The 24,127-nt window shown below is 58.6% G+C and carries 21 protein-coding genes; 14 read left to right on the forward strand and 7 right to left on the reverse strand.

All coding sequences use genetic code 11. From position 1 onward, the window contains the following. Positions 1 to 13: 13 nt before the first annotated feature. Together T370_RS0107430 and T370_RS0107435 are read right to left on the reverse strand one after the other, a co-directional pair. Complete coding sequence (locus tag T370_RS0107430) at positions 14 to 1,336, reverse strand: ATP-dependent 6-phosphofructokinase (RefSeq protein WP_005026649.1); 1,323 nt, start codon at positions 1,334 to 1,336, stop codon at positions 14 to 16. A gap of 2 nt (positions 1,337 to 1,338) precedes the next feature. After that, positions 1,339 to 2,238: a TrmH family RNA methyltransferase gene (locus tag T370_RS0107435; RefSeq protein ID WP_029435325.1), complete on the reverse strand. Its 900-nt coding sequence runs from the start codon at positions 2,236 to 2,238 to the stop codon at positions 1,339 to 1,341. Between the two features lie 128 nt (positions 2,239 to 2,366). On the opposite strand from T370_RS0107435, the gene T370_RS0107440 reads away from it, so the two are divergent. Genes T370_RS0107440 through T370_RS0107450 form a run of 3 tightly spaced genes read left to right on the forward strand, consistent with a single transcriptional unit; the run spans position 2,367 to position 5,873 of the window. After that, positions 2,367 to 4,184, forward strand: coding sequence for a lytic transglycosylase (locus T370_RS0107440; protein WP_029435326.1), 1,818 nt, complete (start codon positions 2,367 to 2,369; stop codon positions 4,182 to 4,184). A 43-nt stretch (positions 4,185 to 4,227) separates the two neighbouring features. Next, on the forward strand, positions 4,228 to 4,902 hold the full coding sequence (locus T370_RS0107445; RefSeq protein WP_029435327.1) for a TVP38/TMEM64 family protein: 675 nt from the start codon (positions 4,228 to 4,230) through the stop codon (positions 4,900 to 4,902). A gap of 26 nt (positions 4,903 to 4,928) precedes the next feature. Then, on the forward strand, positions 4,929 to 5,873 hold the full coding sequence (locus T370_RS0107450; RefSeq protein WP_029435328.1) for a DUF4037 domain-containing protein: 945 nt from the start codon (positions 4,929 to 4,931) through the stop codon (positions 5,871 to 5,873). A 51-nt stretch (positions 5,874 to 5,924) separates the two neighbouring features. Here the strand turns inward: T370_RS0107450 and T370_RS0107455 are convergent, their stop codons facing one another. Together T370_RS0107455 and T370_RS0107460 are read right to left on the reverse strand one after the other, a co-directional pair. Next, positions 5,925 to 6,743, reverse strand: a complete 819-nt coding sequence (locus tag T370_RS0107455) for a tetratricopeptide repeat protein (protein ID WP_005026660.1) — start codon at positions 6,741 to 6,743, stop codon at positions 5,925 to 5,927. 138 nt (positions 6,744 to 6,881) lie between these two features. Next, entirely contained in the window at positions 6,882 to 7,922 is a 1,041-nt protein-coding gene (locus tag T370_RS0107460) for a DUF2776 family protein (protein WP_005026663.1), read from the reverse strand. Positions 7,923 to 8,120: 198 nt separating this feature from the next. Between T370_RS0107460 and T370_RS0107465 the strand changes: the two genes are divergently transcribed. Continuing rightward, entirely contained in the window at positions 8,121 to 9,104 is a 984-nt protein-coding gene (locus T370_RS0107465; RefSeq protein ID WP_005026665.1) for a DMT family transporter, read from the forward strand. Continuing rightward, positions 9,101 to 10,354, forward strand: a complete 1,254-nt coding sequence (locus tag T370_RS0107470) for a peptidase U32 family protein (RefSeq protein WP_029435329.1) — start codon at positions 9,101 to 9,103, stop codon at positions 10,352 to 10,354. The genes T370_RS0107465 and T370_RS0107470 overlap by 4 nt, the downstream gene beginning before the upstream one ends. A 198-nt stretch (positions 10,355 to 10,552) precedes the next feature. Here T370_RS0107470 and T370_RS0107475 read toward each other — a convergent pair whose 3' ends face one another. After that, the gene (locus T370_RS0107475; protein ID WP_051643795.1) at positions 10,553 to 11,509 is read right to left on the reverse strand and encodes an SAM-dependent methyltransferase; all 957 of its coding nucleotides are present in this window, start codon (positions 11,507 to 11,509) and stop codon (positions 10,553 to 10,555) included. A gap of 142 nt (positions 11,510 to 11,651) precedes the next feature. Here T370_RS0107475 and T370_RS0107480 point away from each other — a divergent pair, with 142 nt between their 5' ends. The 4 genes from T370_RS0107480 to T370_RS26080 all read left to right on the forward strand — a co-directional run bounded on the left by T370_RS0107480 (position 11,652) and on the right by T370_RS26080 (position 17,982). Continuing rightward, a complete protein-coding gene (locus T370_RS0107480; protein WP_029435331.1) occupies positions 11,652 to 15,251 on the forward strand; it encodes an FAD-binding and (Fe-S)-binding domain-containing protein in 3,600 nt (1,199 codons plus the stop codon). Between the two features lie 105 nt (positions 15,252 to 15,356). Beyond that, a complete protein-coding gene (locus tag T370_RS0107485; RefSeq protein ID WP_029435332.1) occupies positions 15,357 to 16,208 on the forward strand; it encodes a sulfide/dihydroorotate dehydrogenase-like FAD/NAD-binding protein in 852 nt (283 codons plus the stop codon). After that, positions 16,195 to 17,619 carry an NADPH-dependent glutamate synthase gene (gene gltA / locus T370_RS0107490; protein WP_016360833.1) on the forward strand — a complete coding sequence of 475 codons (1,425 nt, stop codon included), beginning with the start codon at positions 16,195 to 16,197 and terminating at the stop codon, positions 17,617 to 17,619. Before T370_RS0107485 ends, gltA begins: the two co-directional genes overlap by 14 nt. A gap of 219 nt (positions 17,620 to 17,838) precedes the next feature. Next, entirely contained in the window at positions 17,839 to 17,982 is a 144-nt protein-coding gene (locus T370_RS26080; protein ID WP_081637739.1) for a FeoB-associated Cys-rich membrane protein, read from the forward strand. A gap of 388 nt (positions 17,983 to 18,370) precedes the next feature. Here T370_RS26080 and T370_RS0107500 read toward each other — a convergent pair whose 3' ends face one another. Beyond that, entirely contained in the window at positions 18,371 to 19,702 is a 1,332-nt protein-coding gene (locus T370_RS0107500; protein ID WP_029435334.1) for a M23 family metallopeptidase, read from the reverse strand. A 62-nt stretch (positions 19,703 to 19,764) separates the two neighbouring features. Continuing rightward, positions 19,765 to 20,187 carry a CBS domain-containing protein gene (locus T370_RS0107505; RefSeq protein ID WP_029435335.1) on the reverse strand — a complete coding sequence of 141 codons (423 nt, stop codon included), beginning with the start codon at positions 20,185 to 20,187 and terminating at the stop codon, positions 19,765 to 19,767. A gap of 252 nt (positions 20,188 to 20,439) precedes the next feature. Here T370_RS0107505 and T370_RS0107510 point away from each other — a divergent pair, with 252 nt between their 5' ends. The 5 genes from T370_RS0107510 to T370_RS0107530 all read left to right on the forward strand — a co-directional run bounded on the left by T370_RS0107510 (position 20,440) and on the right by T370_RS0107530 (position 24,124). Beyond that, positions 20,440 to 21,102: a protein-L-isoaspartate(D-aspartate) O-methyltransferase gene (locus tag T370_RS0107510; RefSeq protein WP_016360834.1), complete on the forward strand. Its 663-nt coding sequence runs from the start codon at positions 20,440 to 20,442 to the stop codon at positions 21,100 to 21,102. Positions 21,103 to 21,177: 75 nt separating this feature from the next. Next, the gene (locus T370_RS0107515; protein WP_005026679.1) at positions 21,178 to 22,032 is read left to right on the forward strand and encodes an Mrp/NBP35 family ATP-binding protein; all 855 of its coding nucleotides are present in this window, start codon (positions 21,178 to 21,180) and stop codon (positions 22,030 to 22,032) included. A gap of 193 nt (positions 22,033 to 22,225) precedes the next feature. Next, positions 22,226 to 22,780: a CDP-diacylglycerol--glycerol-3-phosphate 3-phosphatidyltransferase gene (gene pgsA, locus T370_RS0107520; protein WP_005026680.1), complete on the forward strand. Its 555-nt coding sequence runs from the start codon at positions 22,226 to 22,228 to the stop codon at positions 22,778 to 22,780. Then, complete coding sequence (locus T370_RS0107525) at positions 22,777 to 23,139, forward strand: FtsB family cell division protein (protein WP_034506033.1); 363 nt, start codon at positions 22,777 to 22,779, stop codon at positions 23,137 to 23,139. Before pgsA ends, T370_RS0107525 begins: the two co-directional genes overlap by 4 nt. Next, positions 23,123 to 24,124, forward strand: coding sequence for a tetratricopeptide repeat protein (locus T370_RS0107530; protein WP_029435337.1), 1,002 nt, complete (start codon positions 23,123 to 23,125; stop codon positions 24,122 to 24,124). Before T370_RS0107525 ends, T370_RS0107530 begins: the two co-directional genes overlap by 17 nt. Positions 24,125 to 24,127: the final 3 nt, after the last annotated feature.

Raw genomic sequence — 24,127 nt, forward strand, 5'->3', positions numbered from 1 at the left:
AGGACACGGAATGTTACGCTTTTTCGCCTTCGGGCAACATACCGGTCAATTCGCCCTGTCCGGTCGATTCGAGCACGGCACGCCACAGCCCCGAACGGATGTCGAGCTTGCGGCGTTTTTTGGTGACGAGGTCCAGCGGGATATGGACGTAGCGGTCCATGATCTTGGCAACGACCATTTCGGTCCTGCCCGCCATGGCGGCATGGACGGCGTGCTGACCGAGGAAACCGCAATAGACCCGGTCGTTGGCGTTGGCCGGGACGGAACGGATGATGTAGCTTGGGTCGATGTATTTGATGCTGATGGGCATTTTCCCGTGGAAATAGTCGACGATGGACGTCCTCAGCAGGCTCCCCACGTCGGACAGCACGGGATTCCCGGAGGCGTCGCGGGCCTCGTTCTGCTGGAGGAGGTGCTGGCCCGCGCCTTCAGCCGCGATGATGACGGCGTGCCCGCGCAGTTTGAGGCGCCGTTCCAGCGCGGGGAGCAAGCCGCCGTCGCCGTGCAACTGGAACGGCGCTTCGGGGATGAGCACGAAGTTGGCCTCACGCAGGGCGAGGGCGGACTGCGCCGCGATGAATCCGGACTCACGGCCCATGAGCTTGACGATGCCGATGCCGTTGGGCGTGCCCACGGCTTCCACATGCGCGCAGCCGATGGCTTCGGTGGCCTTGTCCACGGCGGTGTCGAAACCAAAGGACTGCGGCACGAAATTGATGTCGTTGTCGATGGTCTTGGGGATGCCGATGATGGAAATGCGGATGTTGCGCTGGCGTACTTCCTTGGCGATGGCGGAGGCGGCCTTCATGGAGCCGTCGCCGCCGATGACGAAGAGGACGCTCACGTTGAGCCGTTCGAGCGCATCGACGATTTCGGAAGGTTCCTGCGGCCCTCTGGAGGAGCCGAGGAGCGTTCCGCCGAACTGGTAAATATGCTCGACGCTGGCCGGCGTCAGCTCCATCACGTTGTGGCTATAGGAGGGGATGAAGCCTTCGAGCCCGTAACGGATGCCCAGAACGGAAGGCGTGTTGTAGGCGTGGTAGGCTTCAAGGACAATGGCCCGGATCACGTCGTTGAGGCCGGGGCAAAGGCCGCCGCAGGTGACGATGGCGCATTTGGTTTTGCCGGGATCGAAATACAGATCCTGACGCGGCCCCGCTTCTTCAAAAAGCAGGGTCTGATGGGTATCGATGTCCTCATCGTATTCATGGCTCAGGCTCAGCATCACCTTTCCGGTATTGATCATGTTCCCGTAAGGAAGCGGAGAGGGGATTTTGGCCTGGCCGAGCGTGGCAATGGGGATTTCGCGGACCGGGATGCTGTATTCCGATGTCATGGCTATTCTCCGGACGGATTTTTTTCGAGATGCTGGCGGGCGAAGCAGCTTGTCAGGATGCCGCCCGCCTGCGCCACATTGAGCGAATCGAATGTCCGCAGCATGGGGATGTGCAGGAGATGGTGGCAGCGTTTGGCAACCTGCGGGCGTATGCCGTGTTCTTCATTGCCGAGGACGAGCAGGGCGGGGGTATGCAGGCGGGTGGTGAAGGCGTCGAGGCTACCTTCGCCGAACGCGGCCCCGTAGATGAGGAATCCCGCGTCCCGTGCCTCGTCCAGCGCCCGGGCGATGTTCATGACCTTGGCGACCGGAAGGCGTTCCAGCGCTCCGGCTGCGGCGCGGCGCGCCCCGGCCCCCAGAAAGGTGCCGTTGTGGCGGGGTATGACCAGCCCGGCCCCGCCCATCGCGTACAACGTGCGGGCGAGGGTTCCGGCGTTGCCGGGGTCCTGCACCTGATCAAGCACAAGGATGAGCGGCAGGGGAGCGTCCGTAGCGTCCGTGAGCAGATCGGCGAACTCGGTGAAACCGGCCTCGAAAAGCCGGGCGACGACGCCTTGATGCCCGGCGGGGCAAAGCCGATCGAGGCTTTGGGCATCCGCAAGCGTAAAACGGACTTTGGCGGTACGGCACAGGTCGAGGATGCGATCCGTATCTTGCGAACGTTTGCCCCTGCGGACAAGAACGGCATCGATGCGTTCCGGTTCCCGTTCCAGGAGTTCCAAAACCGGCTTGACGCCGGAGAGGACGGCTTGTTCTTCTTTGGAATCGGAACAGGAAGCATTTTCAAGAGATGCGTCCTGTTCAAAAGCCTTCGGGGCGGAACGGAACGCCTTGCGTGGGGAGGTATTTTTCTCTGTAATCATGAGATCCTTAAAGGTTGTCACGTCTCGGAGGATTGCCAAGCTCGGCCTCGTCGAGTAGACTGGATATGGATTTATGCCCCCGGAATGGCCCGGGGTAACATCACGAGGTGAGTAGAGTGTATCGTGTTGTCCTTCCCGCGTCTATGTTTCTCCGCAGGGCAATCGGAATGCGCTTGAACGGCGTTTTGCCGTCCTGTGTGGCTTTTCGCCCTTCCGGCGTTTTGGGGGTGCTGCTGTTGTGCGTCCTCGTTGCGCTGACCGGCTGCAGCTCCAAAAATATCACGAGCAAAGGCCCCTTTGTATTGCAGGAGCCCTCCAAAGGGTATCCTTCGGTGCCTTCCTCTTCGGGACAGAAAACGGGAACGGTCTATTTGCCTTCCGACGACGGCAGGCCGCTGACGAAAGCCGAACAGGAAGCGTTCCTGTCCGAAGGGGAAATCGACAGGAATCTGCCGCAGGAAGAGCTTGGGGACGTTCTGCTCCATTTCAAATATCTGGTGCATAAGGATCGTTATACCGTCGAGAAGAACCTCGAGCGCGCGCAGCTGTATATGCCGTTTATTTACGAGACGCTGCGTTCAAGGGGATTGCCGCGCGAACTGGCGTATGTCGCGTTTATCGAGAGCGGATACAACCCGATGGCGACTTCGAGCAGCGGGGCCGCGGGAATGTGGCAATTCATTTCGAGCACGGGCAAGCATTACGGCATAGAGCAGGACTGGTGGATGGATGAGCGCCGCGATCCGTACCAGTCCACGCGGGCGGCGGCGGATTATCTCGACAAGCTTTATAAGATGTTCAACGACTGGCATCTGGCGGTTACGGCCTACAACGCGGGGGAAGGAAAGATCCAGCGCGGGCTCGCCGCTACCGGCGCCAAGACGTTCTTTGAGTTGCGCCGCAAGAACGAGCAGATTTACAGTGTCCGGGATCGCCTGTCCGATGAGAACAAGCAGTATCTCCCCAAGTTTTTGGCTGTCTGCAAAATAGTGCGCAATCTGGATAAATTAGGGTTTTCCTGCGCGACGTTCGCAAGTTCGTCGCAGATTGCGGAAGTCAGGGCCAAACCGGGGACGGACCTCATGCTGTTCTCCAAGAGCATCGGCATGAGCTGGGAGGAGTTTTCGGCGCACAACCCGGCGTATCAGCGCTATGTGAGCCACCCCTCGCGCTCTACCAAGATTTATGTGCCCCGCGCGATGGCTGGCAAGGCGCAGGCCCTGCTTTTCAAGCTGCCTCCGGCAAACAGCGGCAAGAGCTATGCCGGGCTGCGGGATTATAAGATTTCGCGTGGCGACACGATGGCGAGCATATCCCGGAAGACCGGCGTTCCGGTGGCGGAACTCCGGCGCATCAATCAGGTCAGCGAACCTTTGCGTGCTGGCCGTGTGTTGAAGATCCCCGGAACCAACCGGACGGGCGTCGAACCTCGCGCGTTGGCATCCGTGCGGGAAGTTCCGTCGGCAAAGGGGACGTCCGTTGCGTCCGCCGGGCGTCAAGTGACCCCTTCGCGCACGGTTTCCGCTTCCGCGCCGGTGCGTGAGAAAGTCGTATCAACCGCTTCCGCCGCATCGCACGAAGTGAAGCAGGGGGATACCATGTACTCCATTGCGAAGCGGTACGGCGTGACGCAGGAAGCGATCCTCGCCGCAAACGGCATGAAAAATCATAATATTAGCCTTGGCCAGCAGTTGCGGATTCCCGGCAAGGGAGCGGCGGTGGCGTCTCAGTCCGCTAAAAAGGCTCCCGTAGCCTCTTCGGTTCGCCCTGTGGTTGCCTCTGTTTCCAGCGTTCCCGTTTCCCGCCCCGTGGCCGAGGCTAAGGCCACGAATAAGATCGTCCAGTATACGGTTCAAAATGGTGATACCCTCTGGGCCATTGCCCGCAAGTTCAACGTCTCTCCGGTTGAATTGCTTTCGCTGAACAACATGAGCCGGAATACGGCGCTGCGCCCCGGCGACACGGTCCGCGTGGCGGTCAACTAGACAGGTGCGTGCCGTAAGATCCTTTGCCTGCTTCGGTCAAAGCGTGCCGCGGTTTTTCCGGGCATGGCGCGGCGTCATCGCGCTGGCCGTCCTGCTGATCGGAGCGGGGTTGGCCTTGCGCTGGCTGGCGCCTCAGGCTGAAACCGTCACGCGCTGGATAGATGTCTATATGCCGAGCGGTTACATGGGAGGCTTTCTCTATGTCTGCTCGGTGGCGGTGCTGATTTGCCTCGCCGTCCCCCGCCAGCTGCTGAGTTTCGCCGGGGGGTATGCATTCGGCCCGTTGTTCGGAGCCGTGTTCGCAACGCTCGGCGTGACGCTTGGCTGTGTGCTGGCATTCGGCATGGCCCGGTACTGCGGGCGTTCCTTCGTTGAACGGAGGTACGGGGGCAAGGCTGCCGCATTCAATCGTTATGCGGTCCAGCGCCCCTTCATTCTTGCCATCCTGATCCGCCTGTTTCCGTCCGGGAATAACTTGGTGTTCAGTCTGCTTGCCGGGGTCAGCCGCATCCCGGCATGGCCTTTTTTTCTGGGGTCGTGCCTCGGGTATATCCCTCAAAATCTGCTGTTTGCCATGATCGGAAGCGGGATGCGCGTAGATGAAGGATGGAGGATCGGGCTCAGCGCGTTATTGTTTGCCGCCTCCTGTGCTCTGGGATGGTGGCTTTACAAGCGCTATGCCGCCGCGTACCCGATGGGGGCACGGAACGAACATTGAGCGTCTTGCAATGAAAAGGAAATGATATGAAAGGATTGGAACTTTCGAGGGCCTATTGGGAAAAGTGCGCGCTGCCGCTGTTCCGGCGGGAACTGCCCGCGTTTTTGGAACGCGCCGCTGTCGGCCTTGTCGGAGAAGGCTCCGAATGCTTTGGTTTTGATGATGAAATCTCCCAAGACCATGATTGGGGACCGGGATTTTGTCTATGGTTGCCTGAAGGCGAGTGGGCGGAATGGCAGGACGCCGTGGAAGCCTTGCTTGCCCGCTTGCCCGATACGTATGAGGGGTTCCCTGCTCGTATGGCGCCCGCCAAGCGTATGGGACGGGTCGGGCCTTTGTCCATTGAGGGCTTCTATGGCCGGTTCATCGGGATGCCGCAGCCTCCTCAGACGTGGAAACAGTGGCGGCTCGTGCCCGAGCAGTTCCTCGCGGTAAGCACGAACGGCGCTGTGTTCAGTGATCGGCTTGGGGCTTTCACGGCTTTCCGTGAAGCGCTGTTGGGCTTCTATCCGGAAGATGTCCGCCTCAAAAAGATTGCAGCCCGGTGCATGGGCATGGCGCAGGCCGGTCAATACAACTTGCTCCGGTCGTTGAAGCGGGGGGAGACGGCAACGGCCATGCTTGCCGCCGCGCGTTTTTCGGAACAGGCCGTTTCAATGACGTTTCTTTTGAATAAGCGGTACATGCCGTTTTACAAATGGGCGCACCGCGGCGTTGAACAGTTGCCGATCCTCGGCAAGGAAACGGCTGCGTGCGTAACGGCATTGGCCGGGCTGGATTGGCGTCTTGGCCCCCGTGTCGAGGCGGTAGCCGGGGATATTGTGGAATCGTTGTGCCGTGATGTGGCTGGGCGGCTGCGCTCGGACGGTTTGTCCGATGCCGACGGCGATTGGCTGGTGGAACATGGGCCGTCCGTTCAGGCACGCATCGAAACGCCGGAACTGCAGAGGATGTCCGTTATGCTGGAATAGCTTTCCCAGCGGATCGCATGAAAGGAAGGGGCCCAACGGCCCCTTTTATCATCATTGCGCTGCGGATTGTTTCACTGCGTTGCGGCACAGGTTCAGGTTGTTGCGGCAGGTAACGGCCTCCGGGCTGTCGGAAAGCCCGAGGCTCTCATAGCAGGAGAGCGCTTCCTCAAGCGTCTGGGCGGCTTTCTCCCACTGCGCATCCCCGGCCAGCGCCGCGCCGCAGTTGCCGAGCGAGAAGGCCGTTTCCGGATGGATGCCCAGAATTTCTTTACGGATGGACACGGCTTCCTGATGGTACAGGACTCCCTGACGGGTTTCGCCCCGCTCCTCGCAAATGCGGCCGAGATTGTTCAGGCAGGTGGAAACGCCGAAACAGCGGCGGCCTTCCTTGGCTTCCCATAGATGCAACGCCATTTTCAGGTTCGCTTCGGCGGCGTCATATTTTTTGGCGGTGTACTGATGGGAGGAAAGGTTCAGCAGTGCGTCGGCGATGCGCAGATCGTCGGCGGGCAGGTTTTGCTTAAGAATGTCGAGCGCCCGTTCGCCGAGCGTTGCGGCCTCTTCACATTCTCCCCGCTCAGAACGGAGCCGGGCAAGGTTTTGCAGCCCGCCCGCCACATGGATGTGGTTCGGCCCGAACAATTCCTCAAGAAAGCGCAGTGATTCGCGGAAGAACGTTTCGGCCTCTTCCAGCCGTCCTTGAATGTGCAGACAACGCCCGAGGCCGTCCAGAACCAGAACCCGGCCTCCTGCGGGCAGATCGGGTTTCAGCAGATCCCGGTAGATTTTTTCCGCGGCAAGAGCCTTGCCTTCCGCAAAAAACATCCGGGCCTCATTCAAGCGTCGCTGAAAATGTTCGTCAAGCTGCATAGGGCTCTCCCTCTGGAATGAATGCCGAAGAGGCGGCGCGTGTGCCGCCCGACCGGGACAGTCGCCCTGCCCGCGGGTGCGGGCAGGATCGGACAATGGAGAGTGTAGGTCATTTCGCCTCAAAAGGCTACCGAGGGCTTAGCTGGAAGTGCCGCTTTCCAGAATGGAAACGATGGAGAACAGGGTGAAGCAGATCCCGCCAAGGCCGACCATGACCCGGGCCGGGACCATGTAGGCGGGGTTGATCGTCGCCGCCTCGAAGAGGAAGGCCGCGATGAACAGGCAGGTCAGAGCCGTCAGCACCGGGATGAGGGGAATGCGCTTGGCGAGGGGATAGGGATGCCGCCACACCAGCGCCAACAAGAGGACCTTGCTCAGGATGCTGTAGCAGACGATGCCGAGGCCGATAAGGACGAATCCGGGGGCGATGGTGACCGGGCCGTACTGGAAAATCAGCAGGTAAAGACCCCAAAGGATGTCGATGGTGCCCATGACGATGACCAGCCACGGCCAGAAGCGGCGATCCGCTTCGGAGTAGGTATTTTGGATCTGGCGCACGACGCTGGCGACGAGGGCGACGAGGCTTGCGCAGACCAGCCCTATGCCCGCCAAAACGTGTCCTGCCACAACGTTCGGCGTTTCGTCGGATCTGACGATATCGATTCCCCAGACGATGCCGATCAGAGCGCAGATGATGGGGATGGCGAACAAAAGGGCGACCATGCCGCCGCTGAACGCTTGATCGGGGTGGTGTCCGGGCCCGGCCTTGGAGTTGCTCGGGATGAGAATGAACTTGGTGGAGGATAAGGCTACGGTGGACACGCAGCATGTGATCAGCCCAAGGCCGAAAACGACATGCCCGGCGACGAAATGTTCGGCCCCTGTGCCGGAACGGACGAAGATCAAGCCTCCGATGATGCCGATGGCCGCGGCCACATACCCGATAAGGGGCAGGGCGACCTTGAAGGCCGCGCTGTAGGTATGGATGAGCTGGCGGATGATGGTCGCTGCCGTTGTAAACAGCGCCACGCAGATGATGCTCAGGAAGAGCACGACATGCCCGGCGACATACGTGTTGGCGTCGCTGCCCATATCCCAGATGTACCAGCCATAGCCAAGGCAGATGGCGCCCATGGCCAGAGGGATGATCCTGAAGAGAACGCTGATCCAGTAATTCATGGCTTGCTCCTTTGCGGGTGGAATGTATGAACAGAGCCAAGCACACAGGATTTATGAATACCATTATAAATTAAATGGGTTAGATGTATTAAAACCGGAGTTCCATAGCGTTGGCTCCCGGTGTTTCCGTTCGGAATATCAGCTTTTCAGTTTAAGGGGGCTGGTCATTTCGGCGTTCCCACGGTAGAGCTGTGTCCCATGATGCGCTTTATCCAAAATCACGTTTCGTTGTCCGTACGGGCAGGGCTGGCGCTCTTCGGTGCCGTGCTCCTTTGGAGCAGTTCTTTTATAGCGCTCAAGATCGCGGTATCGGCGTTTGATCCGATGGTCATGGTCTTTGGCCGCATGTTGAGCTCCCTGGTGGCGCTGATGCTTTTGCGGGTGACCGTCTGGCGGCGTGCCGAAGCCCCTATGCTGCTGGACAGGCGGGTGACGCGCCGGGAGTGGAAGTACATTGTGCTGCTGGCGCTGTGCGAGCCCTGCTTCTATTTCGTGTTTGAGGGGTACGCCATGATCTACACGACCGCGTCTCAGGCCGGGATGGTCGTCGCGGCGTTGCCTTTGGCGGTCGTGGTCGCGGCGTGGCTGCTGCTCGGCGAACGTCCGCACCGGCGCGTCTGGATCGGGTTTGTGCTGGCCGTCGTCGGGGTCGTCTGGCTGAGTGCTGGATCCGAAGCCACGGAAAGCGCGCCGAACCCGATTTTCGGCAACTTTCTTGAAGTATTGGCCATGCTGTGCGGCGCTCTTTATGTAGTGTGCGCCAAGCAGCTTTCTTCCCGGTGTTCGCCGGTCTTGATCACGACCATGCAGTCGCTGATCGGCCTTCTTTTTTTCCTGTGCCTGCTGCCGCTTCCCGCGGTCAAACTTCCGGACAGTTTCCCCTTGTTGCCCACGTTGGCCATCCTCTATCTGGGCGTCGGCGTGACCATGCTTTCTTTCTTGCTGTACAATTTCGCCGTCCGTTCCGTGCCCGCCTCGCGCACCGGGGCCTTTCTCAATCTTGTGCCCGTGTTGACGTTGTTCATGGGGATGGTTTTCCTCGACGAGCGGTTGACCGCAGGGCAATGGGCCGCTTCCGCGCTGGTGTTCGGGGGCGTGATCCTCAGCCAGTGGAAAACGGCGCAGTCGGAGGAAAAGGCAGATTCGTCGGCAACGGCTTCCCTTTCGGAAGGTGCGGAATGAAAGAAAGAGAGCGTTTGCCGGAGCTTCTTGTCCCCGCCGGAGGCCGGGAGCAGTTGGAATCCGCCATCCTCTATGGGGCTGATGCCGTATACATGGGAGGGCCGGAACTGAGCCTGCGGACCGCTTGCGAAGGCTTTTCGGGTGAGGAGCTGGGGCTTGCCGTAGCTGACGCGCATACCGCCGGAGTGCGGGTGTATTATTGCCTCAACGCCATGCCGTATGACGCGCAATTGCCCGCCGTGGAAGCCGTGTTGGAGCGTTTGCCCGGGATGGGCGTGGACGGCCTCATTGCCGCTGATCCCGGCGTGATCTGGCTGGCGAAGAAACATTGCCCGTCAGTGCCGCTGCATTTGTCCACACAAGCCCATTCCGTAAACGGCGCCGCTGTGGCGTTCTGGCGTGAGGCCGGGGTGGAGCGGATCAATCTGGCCCGGGAACTGGGCTTCAAACAGATCCGAGCACTGGCGGAAGCGTTTCCCGGTGTGGACTTCGAAGTATTCGTGCACGGAGCCATGTGTTTGGCCCTGTCCGGGCATTGCCTGCTGTCGGCGTGGGTGAACAACCGCCCCGCCAACCAAGGGCGGTGTACGCAGCCGTGCCGTTTCGAGTACCGCGGCCTGTCCTTGCTGGTAGAGGAGCAAAAGCGCTCGGGCGAAGCCCTGTGGGAGATCCGCGAGGGCGAAGCGTTCAGCGGTTTTTGGGCCCCGCAGGACTTGTGCCTGTTGCGGTACGTGGGATGCCTGGCTGACTTGGGGGTACGGGCGCTGAAATTGGAAGGTCGCACTAAAAGCGGCGGGTACGTCGCGCAGATTGTGGACGTATACCGTACGGCGCTGGATCGGCACGCGCGCCGCGAAGCGGGAGGTCCCGACTGCGGAAAGGTGGAGATTTCCACGGCGGCGTTGCTCGAAGAATTGTTTCATACGGCGTCACGCCCTCTGTCCACGGGCTTTTTCCTTCCCCGCAGAAGGGTGGAGGCTCCCCCGGCCGGTTTGCTCCCCCGGCCCGTGGTGGCGCGGCTTGCGGAACCGGAGGGCGACGGCTGGAGGGTGCAGGTGCGTTCCCCGTGGTCATCGGATCGTGAAGCGTCCGTTCTCGTGCCGGGGATGCGGCGTCCGGCACTTCTCCCCGGCGCGTATCAGCTTGAAAACCACAGGGGAGAGCGCGTGGATCTCCTGCACCCCGGCATGGAGGGCGTGCTGCATTGCGAAATCGACGGCCTCGGAAAGGGGCTGTACGTGAGGGCGTAGGCGAGTATTTCCACTCTGAAAGGTGGATTCTTCCCAAGGCAATCTGTGCCGGAAAGGGCTGTGGAGCGAGATTGGGTAAGCCCAAAAGTCCTTGGAAAGGGAGAGATGGGCTCCGCGCTCGTAGATTTGAGGAAGGGGAACGCGTTTCTCCAGAGTTCCCCTTCCAATGTTTCTAGGCTGTTTCAGAGCCCATCCATTCTACTGTTCCAGTTTCGCCCACGTGAGTTCGTGCTTGTTGCAGGACAGGTGCATAAGCCTCGAGCCAGGGATGGCCGCGAATTTCGCTGCGGTGGCGTGGTCCGTCTCGGCCTGGAATTTGAGGGTGCACACGAAGTTGCGGCAGCTCCCCAGCTCGATCCAGCGGCAGATGACCTCATACAGCTTGTCAGGGTAGCAGATCATGTCCGAGAACAGCCAGTCCACGGCTCCGGCATGGCGGGGATCAAGGGCGAAACCGCTGCCGATGCAGTGGCTCACGCCGGGCATGTGATCCACCTGCGGGGCGAGTGGGGCTTTGTCGATGCTGAAAACCTGCGCGCCGAGGCTGGCGAGCACCCATGTCCAGCCGCCGGGGGCCGAACCCAGATCAAGGCACAGATCGCCGGGGCCGGGGCGTTTGGGCAGCAGGGTGAAGGATTCCCAGAGTTTGAGGTAGGCCCGGCTTGGCGGATCGATCTTGTTTTCATGGAATTGCACCACGCCGTCGGGGAACGGCGACGAGCACCGGGCCGAAGCGAGGATGAGGTTGGGCTCCCACAGTGTCCATGAGCCGAGCGGGGCCGTGGGCGCGGCTTCGCCGAAATGACGCGGCTTTTCGGAGACGTGGGGGAGTTTCTCCTGGATGAGGGAGGCCCGGCGATGGTTTTCCTCGGAATGCAGGTGCCAGTTCCGCTGGATGGCGGTGAGCTTGCGTGCGCCGTCTCCGATGGATTCGATGGGCAGGAAAACGGGCGTTTCCCATGTGTTTTGAGCCCAGGCTGCGGAGCGGGGCGCGCCCTTGGCGAGCACGAGCCTCCCCCGGACTTCAATGACCTCGTCTCCGAGTTCGGCAAGAAGATCTTCGAGAAAACCCTTCGCGGCAAGATATGCGGTAAAGGGAACCGTAATGGGGGATGCGTTTCCAGAAATGGAGGCGTCGGCGGATATTTTTTTCATAAAGAGAAGAAATGACCTCTGAGGGACAAAATCGGCTGGAATGTTTATGCCTTGCAAAGGCGGTGCCGAGTCTCTATACTCCACCTTTGTTTTATCCACAATCCGCGAATGGGGATTTCCCGCCAGACATAAGGAAACTCACATGCCTCATAAAGGCCCGCACATTTCCATTGCTCCTGATTTTGTCGTCAACCGCATTCTCCGCATCAATCTCGAAGACTTTGCCGACTGGCCGGAATCCGTGCGGCATCTGGCTACCGAAATCGCGGAAGAGTTGTTCCTTGTTGCATACAACCCCTTCGTGGATTCAGCCACGGTCAAGGCGAGTGTGAAGGAACGCTTCGATCGGGAAGTGTTTGCCCTGGCGCACCATTATGCGAACACCATAGGCGAAGGCATCACCCTGTTCTGGAGCGGGCATGAGGCGGAAGTCGCCTTCCGCAAGGAACTGGTCGAGCGCCTGGGCGCCTTCCTGCCGCCCGACGCTATTGTCACCCGTCCGAGCGCGCTGGTGGCCTGCGCCACGGACGCCACCGACTTGCGCATGGAACTTCCGCTCATGGTCGTGGAGCCCGCCAACGCGGAACAGGTGAGCGAACTGGTCAAGCTGGCCAATGAATTGAAGTTCGCGCTGATCCCGCGCGGCGGAGCGTCCGGGCTGACCGGCGGTTCGGTGCCCATGCGGCGGCGTTCCGTCATCGTCCGCACGACCCGGTTCACAAAGATGTCGCCGGTGGATCATGAAAACATGAGCGTAACGCTGGATGCCGGGGTGATCACGCAGGCGGCCATCGACGCCGTGGCGAAGGAAGGGTTCCTCTTTACCGTCGATCCTGCTTCAAAGACCGCTTCGACCATCGGCGGGAACGTTGCGGAAAACTCCGGCGGTCCGTTCGCCTTCGAATACGGGACGACGCTGGACAACCTGCTTTCGTGGCGCATGGTGACGCCGACCGGCGAGATCATCAGCATTGAGCGCAAAAACCATCCCCGCCACAAGATTCTGCCTGACGAAGTGGCCGTGTTTGAGGTCAAGGACATCAGCGGCGGCGTGCGGAGCGTCGTGGAGCTGCACGGTTCCGAAATCCGTCTGCCGGGCCTCGGCAAGGACGTCACCAACAAGGCGCTCGGCGGCCTTCCGGGTATGCAGAAGGAAGGCGTGGACGGCATCATCACCGATGCGACCTTCATCGTGCACAAGAAACCCGCGCAGTCTCGGGTCATGGTATTGGAATTTTACGGGCGCTCCATGCATCAGGCCGCCGTGGTCATCGGCCAGATCGTGGATCTGCGCAACCGCATCCGCGAGGAAGGCGATTACGCCCGTCTGTCGGCACTGGAAGAGTTCAACGCCAAGTATGTGCGCGCCATCGAGTACCAGAAGAAGTCGGACAAGCACGAAGGGATTCCCATTTCCGTCATCATCATTCAGGTGGACGGCGACGAGCCGTACCTGCTGGAGAAGTGCGTTCAGGAAATCGTGGATATCGTGGCCCCGCACGACAACGTGGCGCTCCTCGTGGCGAAGGATGAGAAGGAAGCCGAACTTTTCTGGGAAGATCGCCACCGTCTTTCCGCCATCGCCCGCCGGACGTCCGGATTCAAGATCAACGAGGACGTGGTCATTCCCATGCAGCGCATCCCGGATTTCGCGCTGTTCCTCGAACAGCTCAATCTGGAATGCTCGGCTACCGCATACCGTCAGGCGTTGCAGGAGCTGGGGCGTCTGCCCGGCATGGCGCTGGAGGACAAGGATCTCAACCGCGAATTCGTCAATGTGACCCGCGTGGCGCAGGGCGGCGTCCCTTCCTCCGAGCTTTCCGACGAGGAAATGGAAGAACGCGCGGTGGAATTCCTCCGGCTCATGGCCGAGCGCTATGACCGCCTTGCCCCCAAGATCAAAAAAATCAGCGACAATATGCTTGTCGGCCGCGTTGTGGTGGCGAGCCACATGCACGCGGGCGACGGGAACTGTCACGTCAATATCCCCGTCAACTCCAATGACCTGCACATGCTTGAAATCGCGGAAGAAGCCGCCATGCGGGTCATGGCCGAGGCGCAGGAAATGGGCGGGGCCGTTTCCGGTGAGCACGGCATCGGCATTACCAAGATCGCCTTCCTCGGGAAGGACAAGATGGACGCCATCCGGGAGTTCAAGAACCGGGTGGATCCGCGCGACGTATTCAACCCCGCCAAGCTCACGCAGCGTGAACTTCCCGTGCGTCCGTTCACCTTCTCCTTCAACCGCCTGATCGAAGACATCCGTCAGAGCGGCCTGCCGGATAAGGACCGGCTCATCAGCCTGCTTGCCTCCGTGCAGATGTGCACCCGCTGCGGCAAATGCAAGCAGGTGTGCCCGATGATGTACCCGGAATGCTCTTACCATTTCCATCCTCGGAACAAGAACATGGTGCTTGGGGCGATCATCGAAGCCATCTACTATTCGCAGATCAACAAGGGGCGGCCCGATCCGTCCATCCTTGCCGAACTGCGGGCCATGATGGAGCACTGCACGGGATGCGGCCGTTGTACGTCCGTTTGTCCCGTGAAGATCCCCTCCGCCGATGTGGCGTTGCAGCTCCGCGCCTTCCTTGATGAAGAAGGCGCGGGCGGGCATCCCCTTAAAAGTAAAGTACTGAATTGGCTGGTGCGGGATCCCGCGCACCGTATCCCTCAGGCTGTCAAGGCGGCGGCGCTGGGCCAGAGGATGCAGAACAGGATTATCGGCGTTGTGCCGCAGGCCATCAAGAAGCGTTTGTATAACCCGCTGTTTTCAGGTAAAGGTCCGGAACCGGGGTATAGGAACCTGTATGAGGCGCTGCATCTGGAACGCGGGAACATCTTTGTGCCCCGCTCCGGGGACGGTGCCCCGGTGCAGGAGAATACGGCGCTTAAAGAAGCGGTGTTGTATTTTCCCGGTTGCGGGGGAAGCCTGCTTTCCCGCACTATCGGCTTGTCAGCCTTAGGGCTGTTGCTGCGGACGGGCGTCGCTGTTATCCTGCCCGAAGCGCATTTGTGCTGCGGCTACCCGTTGCTGTCTTCGGGGGCCGACGCACAGTTCGCCTCCAACATGGCGCGGAACAAAAAGGCTTTGCAGGCGACCATCGCTTGCGCGACCAAGCGCGGCTTCCGGGTGACGCACATTGTCACGGCATGTGGTTCGTGCCGTGAAGGTATCGAACGCCTTGAGCCGTCGACGTTGCTTGGTGAAGGGGGCGGGGAACTCGTGCATCTCGACGTGATGCAGTTTGTGCAGGGCCGGATGGACGCCAACCCCGATCTGTTCAAAGGTAACGTTCTGTATCATGCCTCCTGCCATCCCGAATGGGTCGGCGTCCACAAGGTAAAGGGCGTGCAGAAGCAGGCTGGCGCCATTGCCCGGCTGACCGGCGCGGCGATTGAAGTCTCGCCGGGGTGCTGCGGCGAATCGGGTATGGGGGCCATAGCGTCTCCGCTGGTGTACAATACGCTGCGCAAGCGGAAGATGGACGTTCTGGAAGCGGCTTTGGCCGACTATCCGGCGCAGAGCCCCATTCTCGTGGGATGCCCTTCCTGCAAGGTGGGCATTACGCGGAGCCTGATGGCCATGCATGAGCGCAGGCCCGTGCTGCATACGGTGGAATGGCTGGCGACGCTGTTGTTCCGCGAGCGGTGGGGCGAAAAATGGATTCGGGTTTTTCGGCGCCGGATTGCGCCCAGTGCGGATGCGCAGGGCGTGCGGATTGTCGAATTGGATGGATGACCTCCCTTCGGAGGTTCCGGACGCGGCAGGACAAGGGGGCTCGTTCGGGACAGGTGCGACGGGGTAGCTCGGATTTGGTGATTTGAAACAAGGAGTGCCTTACACATGCCAACCACGATCCTGCATAAGGAATCGTTGATTCCTGGTCGAACGAGTAAACTGGTGCTGGATGCGCCGCAGATTGCCGCCACGGCGAAACCGGGGCACTTTGTCATGCTGCGCGTCAACGAGCAGGGGGAGCGCTTCCCTCTGACCATCGCTGATACGGATCCGGAAAAGGGAACGATCACCATCGTCTATCTGGTGATGGGCAAATCGACGATGATGCTGGAAGCGCTTTCCGAAGGCGACAGCATTCTTGACGTCGCTGGCCCGCTCGGGAAAGCCACGCATATCGTCAAGGGCGACAGCGTGATCTGTGTCGGTGGCGGCACGGGCATCGCCGCGATGCACCATATCGCCAAGGGCCACCACAAGGCCGGCAACTACGTGATCGCCATCATCGGCGCGCGCAGCAAGGATTTGCTCCTGTTTGAGAACGAACTGAAATCCTTCTGTGACGAAGTGCTCATTTCGACGGACGACGGAAGCTATGGGCACAAGGGGTTTGTGACCGATCTGCTGAAGGACCGCCTTGAAAAAGACAAGAAGGTTCAGGAAGTCGTTGCCGTGGGTCCGGTGCCCATGATGCAAGCCGTAGCGGGCACGACGCTGCCCTTCGGCGTGGCCACGACCGTCAGCTTGAACTCGCTTATGGTGGACGGCATCGGGATGTGCGGCGCGTGCCGCGTGACAGTTGACGGGGAAACCAAGTTTACCTGTGTCGACGGCCCGGAATTTGATGGGCACAAAGTGGACTTCGCCGAACTGCGTCAGCGCTTGTCCGCCTTCCGGTCTCAGGAAAAGCAATCCATCGAACATCACGAGCACAGGTGCAGCTGCCATGACAAACACTGAGAATGTGAAGAAACCCGCCAAAACGCCCCGCGTCGACATGCCCTGCCAGCCCGCTGCTGTGCGGGCGCACAACTTCAAGGAAGTCGCACTCGGCTACTCGTTGGAACAGGCGCAGCTTGAAGCCAGCCGTTGCCTCCAGTGCAAAAATCCGCGCTGCCGTCAGGGGTGTCCGGTTGAAGTCCGTATTCCCGAATTCATCGCTCAGGTCGTCAAGGGTGACATAGCGGAAGCCTACCGTATCCTGAAGAGCACCAACAGCCTTCCCGCCGTGTGCGGCCGTGTGTGCCCGCAGGAAAACCAGTGTGAAGGCAAGTGCATCCTGGGCGTCAAGGGCGAGCCGGTGGCTATTGGCCGTCTGGAACGCTTTGTCGCCGACAATGCCATGCATGATCCCTGCGTGGGCGTGTCCGATAACGACGCTTGCGCCGTCACCAATCCGGATTTGAAGGTTGCCTGTATCGGCTCCGGCCCGTCTTCCATCACTGTCGCGGGATACCTCGCCGCGCGCGGGATCAAGGTAACGGTGTTTGAAGCGCTCCATGAAGCGGGCGGGGTGCTTATCTACGGCATCCCGGCCTTCCGTCTGCCCAAGGATGTCGTGGCTGCGGAACTTGATGGCCTGCGCCAGAACAACGTTGAGTTCCGTACCAACTGGGTCGGCGGCCGGACGGTTTCCGTTCAGCAGTTGTTCGATGAGGGCTACAAGGCCGTGTTCATCGGCGTGGGGGCGGGTCTGCCTCAATTCCTCGGTATTCCCGGAGAAAACCTCATCGGCGTGTTTTCCGCCAACGAGTACCTGACCCGCGTGAACCTCGGGCGCGCCTATGATTTCCCCAATTTTGACACGCCGACCTATCCCGGCAAGCATGTGACGGTATTTGGCGCCGGGAACGTGGCGATGGACGCCGCGCGTACGGCTCTGCGCCTCGGGGCGGAAAGTTCCACAATCATTTATCGCCGCTCGCGCGCTGAAATGCCCGCGCGTCATGAAGAGATCGAACACGCGGAAGAGGAAGGCGTGAAGCTTTTCGAGCTGGTGGGGCCGTTGCACTTCAACGCCAGCGAGAGCGGCGTTCTGAAGTCCGTGACCTTGCAGCGTATGGCGCTTGGTGAGCCCGATGCCTCCGGACGTCGCCGTCCTATGCCGATTGAAGGGGAGGTTTTTGAGCACGAGACGGATCTCGCGGTTGTAGCCGTGGGGACGCGCTCCAACCCGATCCTGCTTGAAGCGACGCCTGGACTCGAACTCAACAAGCGCGGCTACATCGTCGTCAATGAAGAGACGGGCGAAACGTCCATTCCGAACGTCTTCGCTGGCGGCGATATTGTGACTGGTGCGGCCACGGTTATTTTGGCCATGGGAGCCGGGCGCAAGGCCGCTCAGGAGATCGCCAAGCGTCTGCTCGGCTGATGTCTTTTCACGAGCCGTATTGTAAAGGGAAGGTTTCGGCCTTCCCTTTTTCTGTTTATTCTGTCAATCGGTTCAGGAAACAGGAGAAATCGGAGTGTACTCCTGAAAAGCGGAGAAGCGATATTACTCTATACTTGACAAAGAATTTCAATATCATTATTTCTTTTACTAACGAATGTGCAGCTGCACATCTCCTTGAGAAGGATTGGAGGCAACTCGATGGATATACAGCTTGTTATTGTGAGCCTTATTGTTTTGGCTGCAGTGGGGTATATGGTCTGGCGCGCAAAGAAAGCTCGAAAGGGTCAGTGCTCTTGCGGATGTGGCGGTTGCGGAAAGAGCTGCAAGCCGAAGACGCTTTAAGCCGTCAAAAGGAATATATTATTTTGGGGGATACGCTCTGATAAAAATGTAATGAACGCTTATCGCTTCGTATAGGGCTATCCTATTTCCCAGTGTGTGGCGCTGTGCAGAAGAGATTTTGGCGAAAATGCAAACGCCCTGCAACAACGATCTGTTGCAGGGCGTTCTTGTTGTGTAAGGCGGCGTCTCCTCCGTCCTTTCTCATGATTTCCTCTTTGGAATCGCGTCACCGCAAGGGCAATCCGTGCCAGAAAAACTGTGAACAGACTTCGATAAGCACACATTGGGGGAAAGGGAGGATTGGGGCGCATAAACAGGTTTGGGGAAGGAGAACTTTTCTCCAGAAAAATTCTCCTTCCCCATCCCATGCTTTCAAAGCTAGTCCGCTTTAACGTTCGGCCCCGGCGGCATCAAGCCGATCGGTAATGGTGTTTTTGATCCACTTGGGATCCAGCCAGTCAAGCGGCTGTACCTGGATGCCGTGCATGAGGATGCCGAAGTGCAGATGATCGCCGCCCGCAAGGCCGGTTGTACCGGTAAGTCCGATGATGTCTCCCTTTTTTACCGTAGCGCCGACGTTCGTCTGGATTTCACTCATATGGGAGTAGAGGGACTGCAAGCCAAGCCCGTGGTCGATGATGACGAGGTTGCCGAAAATACCGAGGGGCTCCGCAAAAACGACCTTGCCGTCATTCGCTGCGGGAATCGGCGCGTGGGCCACGGAAGCGAGATCCTGCCCCATATGCGTCTGCTCGTCGATTTTCGTCCCATTGTGCATATACGTGCGCTGATCGCCAAAAGACGCTTTGGAGGCCGACCCCGGCAGGCGCTTGAAAGCGCCGCTCCACAACATGGTGGGAGAGGTATTTTTACCGATTTCCAACAATTTTTTCTCATTGGAAATGCGCACTTCGTTGTTGATCTTCACATACCGTTCAAGGTTTGAGATGTCATCAGGAACCAGTTCTTTAAAAACATCCTCTTTGCTGTTCAGGAAATTGTCGCTGATATTGAGGGTATCCTTGCGGAAATTTCGTTCCCCGGCGTTGACGAGGACCCTGTTCCGGGATTCGTTCCCGGCAAGATCCCGGGTGAGCAGTTCCGGCGTAAATTTTCCCTTTGGGGTGTCCAGCGGGAAGGGGAAGAAGCAGTAGTACAGGCCGTTCGGCTGAAGGAAGGCCGGGAAGAACTGCTCGCCAAGCTGGACGCCGGTCATGCTGGCGTCTTCCGAAACGCTGTAGGCTATGGCTGTCACGCTGCCGCGGCGCAGGGCGGGGACCGTCGTTTTAATGCGGACCTTGGGCGGCTGCGTGTCCAATTGCATATTCCACTTGCGCGTGGTCCCGTTCCCCTTGCCGAAGCTCATGAGGGAATTGTCCCGCGCCGTGATTTCCAGTTCAAAGGCACCGTCCCGCAGGCCCGCGTTCTTGAGGTTGAACGAAGTCGTTTGAACGGGGGCCGGCTCGCTGAATACTTTATCGAGAATAACCAGAGACTGATTATTGCGGTGGATGGTGACGACAACGGAGCGGACCCCGGATTTGGCGTCCGCAAGTTTGAGAGTGATCTCCTGCGTCGGCGAGATCCGCCCGGTATCGGGCGTCATGGTGACTTCAGGCCCGTCAAGGTCGTCCAGAAAGAGATAAATGCAAAAACCTAAGGCAGCTAGAATGAGCGTTACAAAGCCATAGCTGATGGTATTACGAATGATGCGACCCATTTTTTTTCCTTAAAGCGCGCTCGGTGATGAAGGGGGCTCCAGCGGTTTGATGTAATGGAAGATCAGGCGTCGTGCAGCAGCGCGATGGCCAGACGCAGGAAATCTGCTTCGGTAATGATGCCAACGAGTTTGTTGTCCCCATCGAGGACGGGCAAACAGCCGTACTTGTTCCGGTAGAGGATCTCCGCCGCTTCCCGGAGAAGGGTATCGGGCGCAACGGTCCTGACGTCGGTTTGCATGATGTCGCCGACCAAAATAGAGGATTCGATTTCTTCTTGCTCTTCCCGGTTGATTTCCGCAAGATGTGATACCGCATAGCCGAGGAGATCCCGGTGCGTGAGCAGGCCGACGAAACGGTCTCCATCTTCAGTCACGGGAATGTGGCGGATCTTGGCAAGCTGCATAAGGGAACACACGTCTTGAAGGGTGTCCGTACGTCGAAGCGTAAACACTCTGCTCGTCATCAGGTCACTGACATAAATCATATTTGTTCTCCATAAAAAGGTGCAGCATGGTCCGGCAGAATGGTGAGGATTCGTCGAAGCGCGAATCAAGGGGCCGTGCAAAATACCTGTTTGAGGCGGTGGCGGGAGCTTGCATTCTTACGCAAGACGGTCATACTGTAAGAAAGCATTTTCGCACAGGGAAAGCGTCTAGGCAAGTGTCGGCCAACGCCTTCCGGTATGCTTTTGGAAGCCGTTCGGCGGATACTCGCAGTATTTTTTACTGGAACATTCATGACAGAACTTGGACAGCACAGGATTTTTCCCGACTTCAAACGCCAGCGCGCACGGATGGTCAAACTGCTTGAAGAGCAGGGCATCACGGATGAGGCTGTTCTTGCAGCTATGCGGACGGTCCGGCGTCATCTTTTTGTCCCCGAAGCCCTGCAGGGGAGGGCTTATGAGGATCACGCCCTGCCTATCGGGTTTGGGCAGACAATTTCACAGCCATACATCGTCGCGTTCATGTCACAGCTGCTTGAAGCGAAACCGGGGATGAAAGTGCTTGAAATCGGTACGGGATCCGGATATCAGGCGGCGGTGCTGCGTGAAATGGGGCTTGAAGTGTTTACGATAGAGCGTGTGCGGGAATTGTACGAGGCCGCACGGGAGCTTTTCCCGGAAGGAAGCCCGGGGATCCGCATGAAGCTCAGCGATGGGACCTTGGGCTGGCGTGTCCAGGCCCCTTTTGATCGCATCATCGTGACGGCGGGCGGGCCGAATTTACCGCTGCCGCTTCTTGAGCAGTTGGCCGATCCCGGGATCATGGCTATCCCGGTGGGGCGGGCGCGCAGGGAGCAGAAGCTGCTCCGCGTATCCAAGCGTGAGGGCAGGGTAACGGCAAGGGCTTTCGGCAATGTCGCCTTTGTTGATCTTGTTGGGGATCATGGCTGGTAAGGTTTCTTTTCCCTGCCTTTTGTGGCAAACCGGGAAGGTCCTTTTAGGGGACTAACGCTTTTCAGGAGTCTTTTCATGTCGTCATGTTCCAATCAGGCCCCGCAGGGGCAGGCTACGATCCCCATGACCGCGGCTATGCAGAACAAAGTACTCACGCAAAATCTGAAGGATGTGCGCCACAAGCTGTTCGTCATGAGCGGCAAGGGGGGCGTGGGCAAGAGCTCCGTAACGGTCAATCTTGCCACTGCTCTGGCTTCGCGCGGCTTTACGGTCGGCATCCTTGATGTGGATATTCATGGGCCGAGCGTGCCCCGCCTGCTGGGTGCTTCCGCGTCCGTCATGGCTGACGAAAACGGCAAAATGCTGCCCGTTCCCTGCGGTGAGCGCATGTCGCTTATTTCCATGGATTCCTTCCTGAAGGATAAGGACACGGCGATCCTCTGGCGCGGCCCCAAGAAAACGGGGGCCATCAGACAGTTTTTGACCGACGTACAGTGGGGGGCTTTGGACTATCTGGTCATCGATTCCCCTCCCGGCACGGGTGATGAACATCTGACCGTGCTGGATGCCATCCCCGACGCTGGGTGTATCGTCGTGACCACGCCGCAGGAGATTTCCCTTGCCGACGTCCGCAAAGCGCTCGATTTCCTCAAGCAAGTACAGGCCCCTGTCCTCGGCATCGTCGAGAACATGAGCGGGTTGAGCTGTCCGCACTGCGGGAAGGAAATCGATCTGTTCAAGAAGGGCGGTGGGGAGCAGCTTGCGAAGCAATATGAGCTTCCGTTCCTTGGCGCCATTCCGTTGGATCCCGCTACGGTCATCGCTGCGGATCGGGGTGTGCCGGTTGTCTCCCTGACGGAAAACTCCCCGGCGCGCCAGGGGTTCATGGCCCTTGCGGACGCCGTTATCGCCGCGACCGAGGCCGAATAGGGACTTTCCGCACCCGATATGTTGCAAGGCGGATCAGGCCGCTCTGTCAGCCTGATCCGCCTGTTTTTATATTGCCTTGAACATGGGATAGTTATCCGAAGCAAAACCGCTGTGGCGGAGAATTCTGCTCTTTGCCTTTCACAATGGTTGTGCTATAGAAACCCAACAACTGTCGCCAAAAGCGGGTAATACTATGTTCAATTTGGCAAATCAGCTTACACTGGCCCGGATTTTTTTCGTCGTTCCTATTATTCTCCTGTTGTATTTTCCGGGGAAGATCACGTGCTTTCTTGCAGCGGTGCTTTTCGGCATCGCCTCGCTCACCGATTTTCTTGATGGGCATATTGCCCGTAAGGGGAATATGGTTACGAGCTTCGGAAAGTTTCTGGATCCCCTTGCCGACAAGTTGCTTATCTGCTCCATCCTGATCATGTTCGTTGAGCTGGGGTGGGTTCCGGCGTGGGTGACTGTCGTCATCATTGGCCGGGAACTTGCCGTGACCGGTTTGCGAGCAATGGCCATTGATGAAGGCGTCGTCATTGCAGCGGACAAATACGGCAAAGTCAAAACCGTCATGCAGATCATCGCCATCATTCCTCTCTTGCTCCATTATCCTCTTTTGGGCGTAAACGTGCATCTGATTGGAAATTTTCTGCTTTACATCGCCCTTGTGCTCACGATATTTTCCGGCCTGAATTACTTCTATAAGTTTTACGGCATCTGGCGGGAAAACGATCGGGCTGCATGATGAACGTACGAAGCACCGCAAATACATCTTCCAAGGCCACGCTTTGGAAAGTTTTTATTCTCATTCTGGCCATTATCGTCAACGTGGTTCTTGCCTCTCGTCTGTTGTGGGGGCCGCAGAGTCTCGTTTCGTATAGGGAACTGGCTTCACAATACGCGGAACTGCTCAAGGAACGCGACGGCTTTGATGTCGTTAATGCCGGGTTGAGCAGAGAAATCCGCCTCTTGCAGTCTGACGAGAAATATGTGGAAAAGATGATCCGGCAGCGGCTGAATTTCGTCCGGAGTAACGAAATTCTTTATCTTTTTACGGAAGATGCGAATGTGCGTGGAGCCCTGCCTCATGATGGAAAAAATTGAGTGGTATCAGGAAGTCCTCAAGCTGGACCCTGATTCCAAGGTTTTTTTCCCGCTGGCGAAACTCCTGAGGGACTCGCAGCAGCCGGACAAGGCCATAGAGGTTTTGCGGGCGGGGCTACAGCATTCGTCTGTTTTTCTTGAAGCGCGCCTCCTGCTGATCCAAATTCTTTTCGAACAGTCGCGTGCCGGTGAGTGTTCTGAGGAACTTTCCACTGTAACGGGATTGCTGGAGCGCTACCCTGCCTTCTGGGAAGTGTGGGCTGAGTCCGTTTCGGAGAAAAACAGGGATCTGGCATTGGCCATCCGGCTGATGGCCTCGACTATACGCCACCCGGAACATTCTCTGAGTCTGATTTTAGAGAGTGGTTTGGGTATATTGCAGGACGTACGCCGCAGTTTTTCCTCTTCCCAATCTATCGAGGCTTCGGATTCCGAGCCCCCATGCGGCGTTTCCCACGAAGAAACGCTTTGCACGGCTACGCCCTCCGCGCAGGAACTATCTTCTTGTACGGTACCCGTTGAGGAATCTTCCATTGCTGATGCGGAACTCCTTGAGAGTATGCTTGAGGAAAGCGCTCCTGTCCGAGAGCACCCTTCATGCGTGACGCCTTTTTTACCAAACAAAGCAAAATCAGTGCATTGGGTTGATCCTGATGAGGATTCAGACCTTATGGCTGATGAAAACCCTGAAGAGCCGACGCTGCGGACCCGTTCTATGGCTGACGTGCTCGCGGAGCAGGGGGACATTGTCGGTGCTCTTGAAATCTATCAGGAGCTTGAGGCCGCTGCGCCTACGCCGGAAGAAGCCAGAGAGTTGCACGATAGTGTCGCCGCATTGGTTTCCCGGATGGCCGGAAACAGTACGGAACCCGGAGAGCAGACGGAAATCGGAGAACCTTCGTATGGCGACGTGGGAGGGCAGAATCAGTTGATGTCCCTTCTGGAGTCGTTAGCGGATCGCCTCGAAGCACGGGCGCGCGTATAGCAC

It is taken from the genome of Bilophila wadsworthia ATCC 49260 (assembly GCF_000701705.1).
GTDB lineage: Bacteria > Desulfobacterota > Desulfovibrionia > Desulfovibrionales > Desulfovibrionaceae > Bilophila > Bilophila wadsworthia.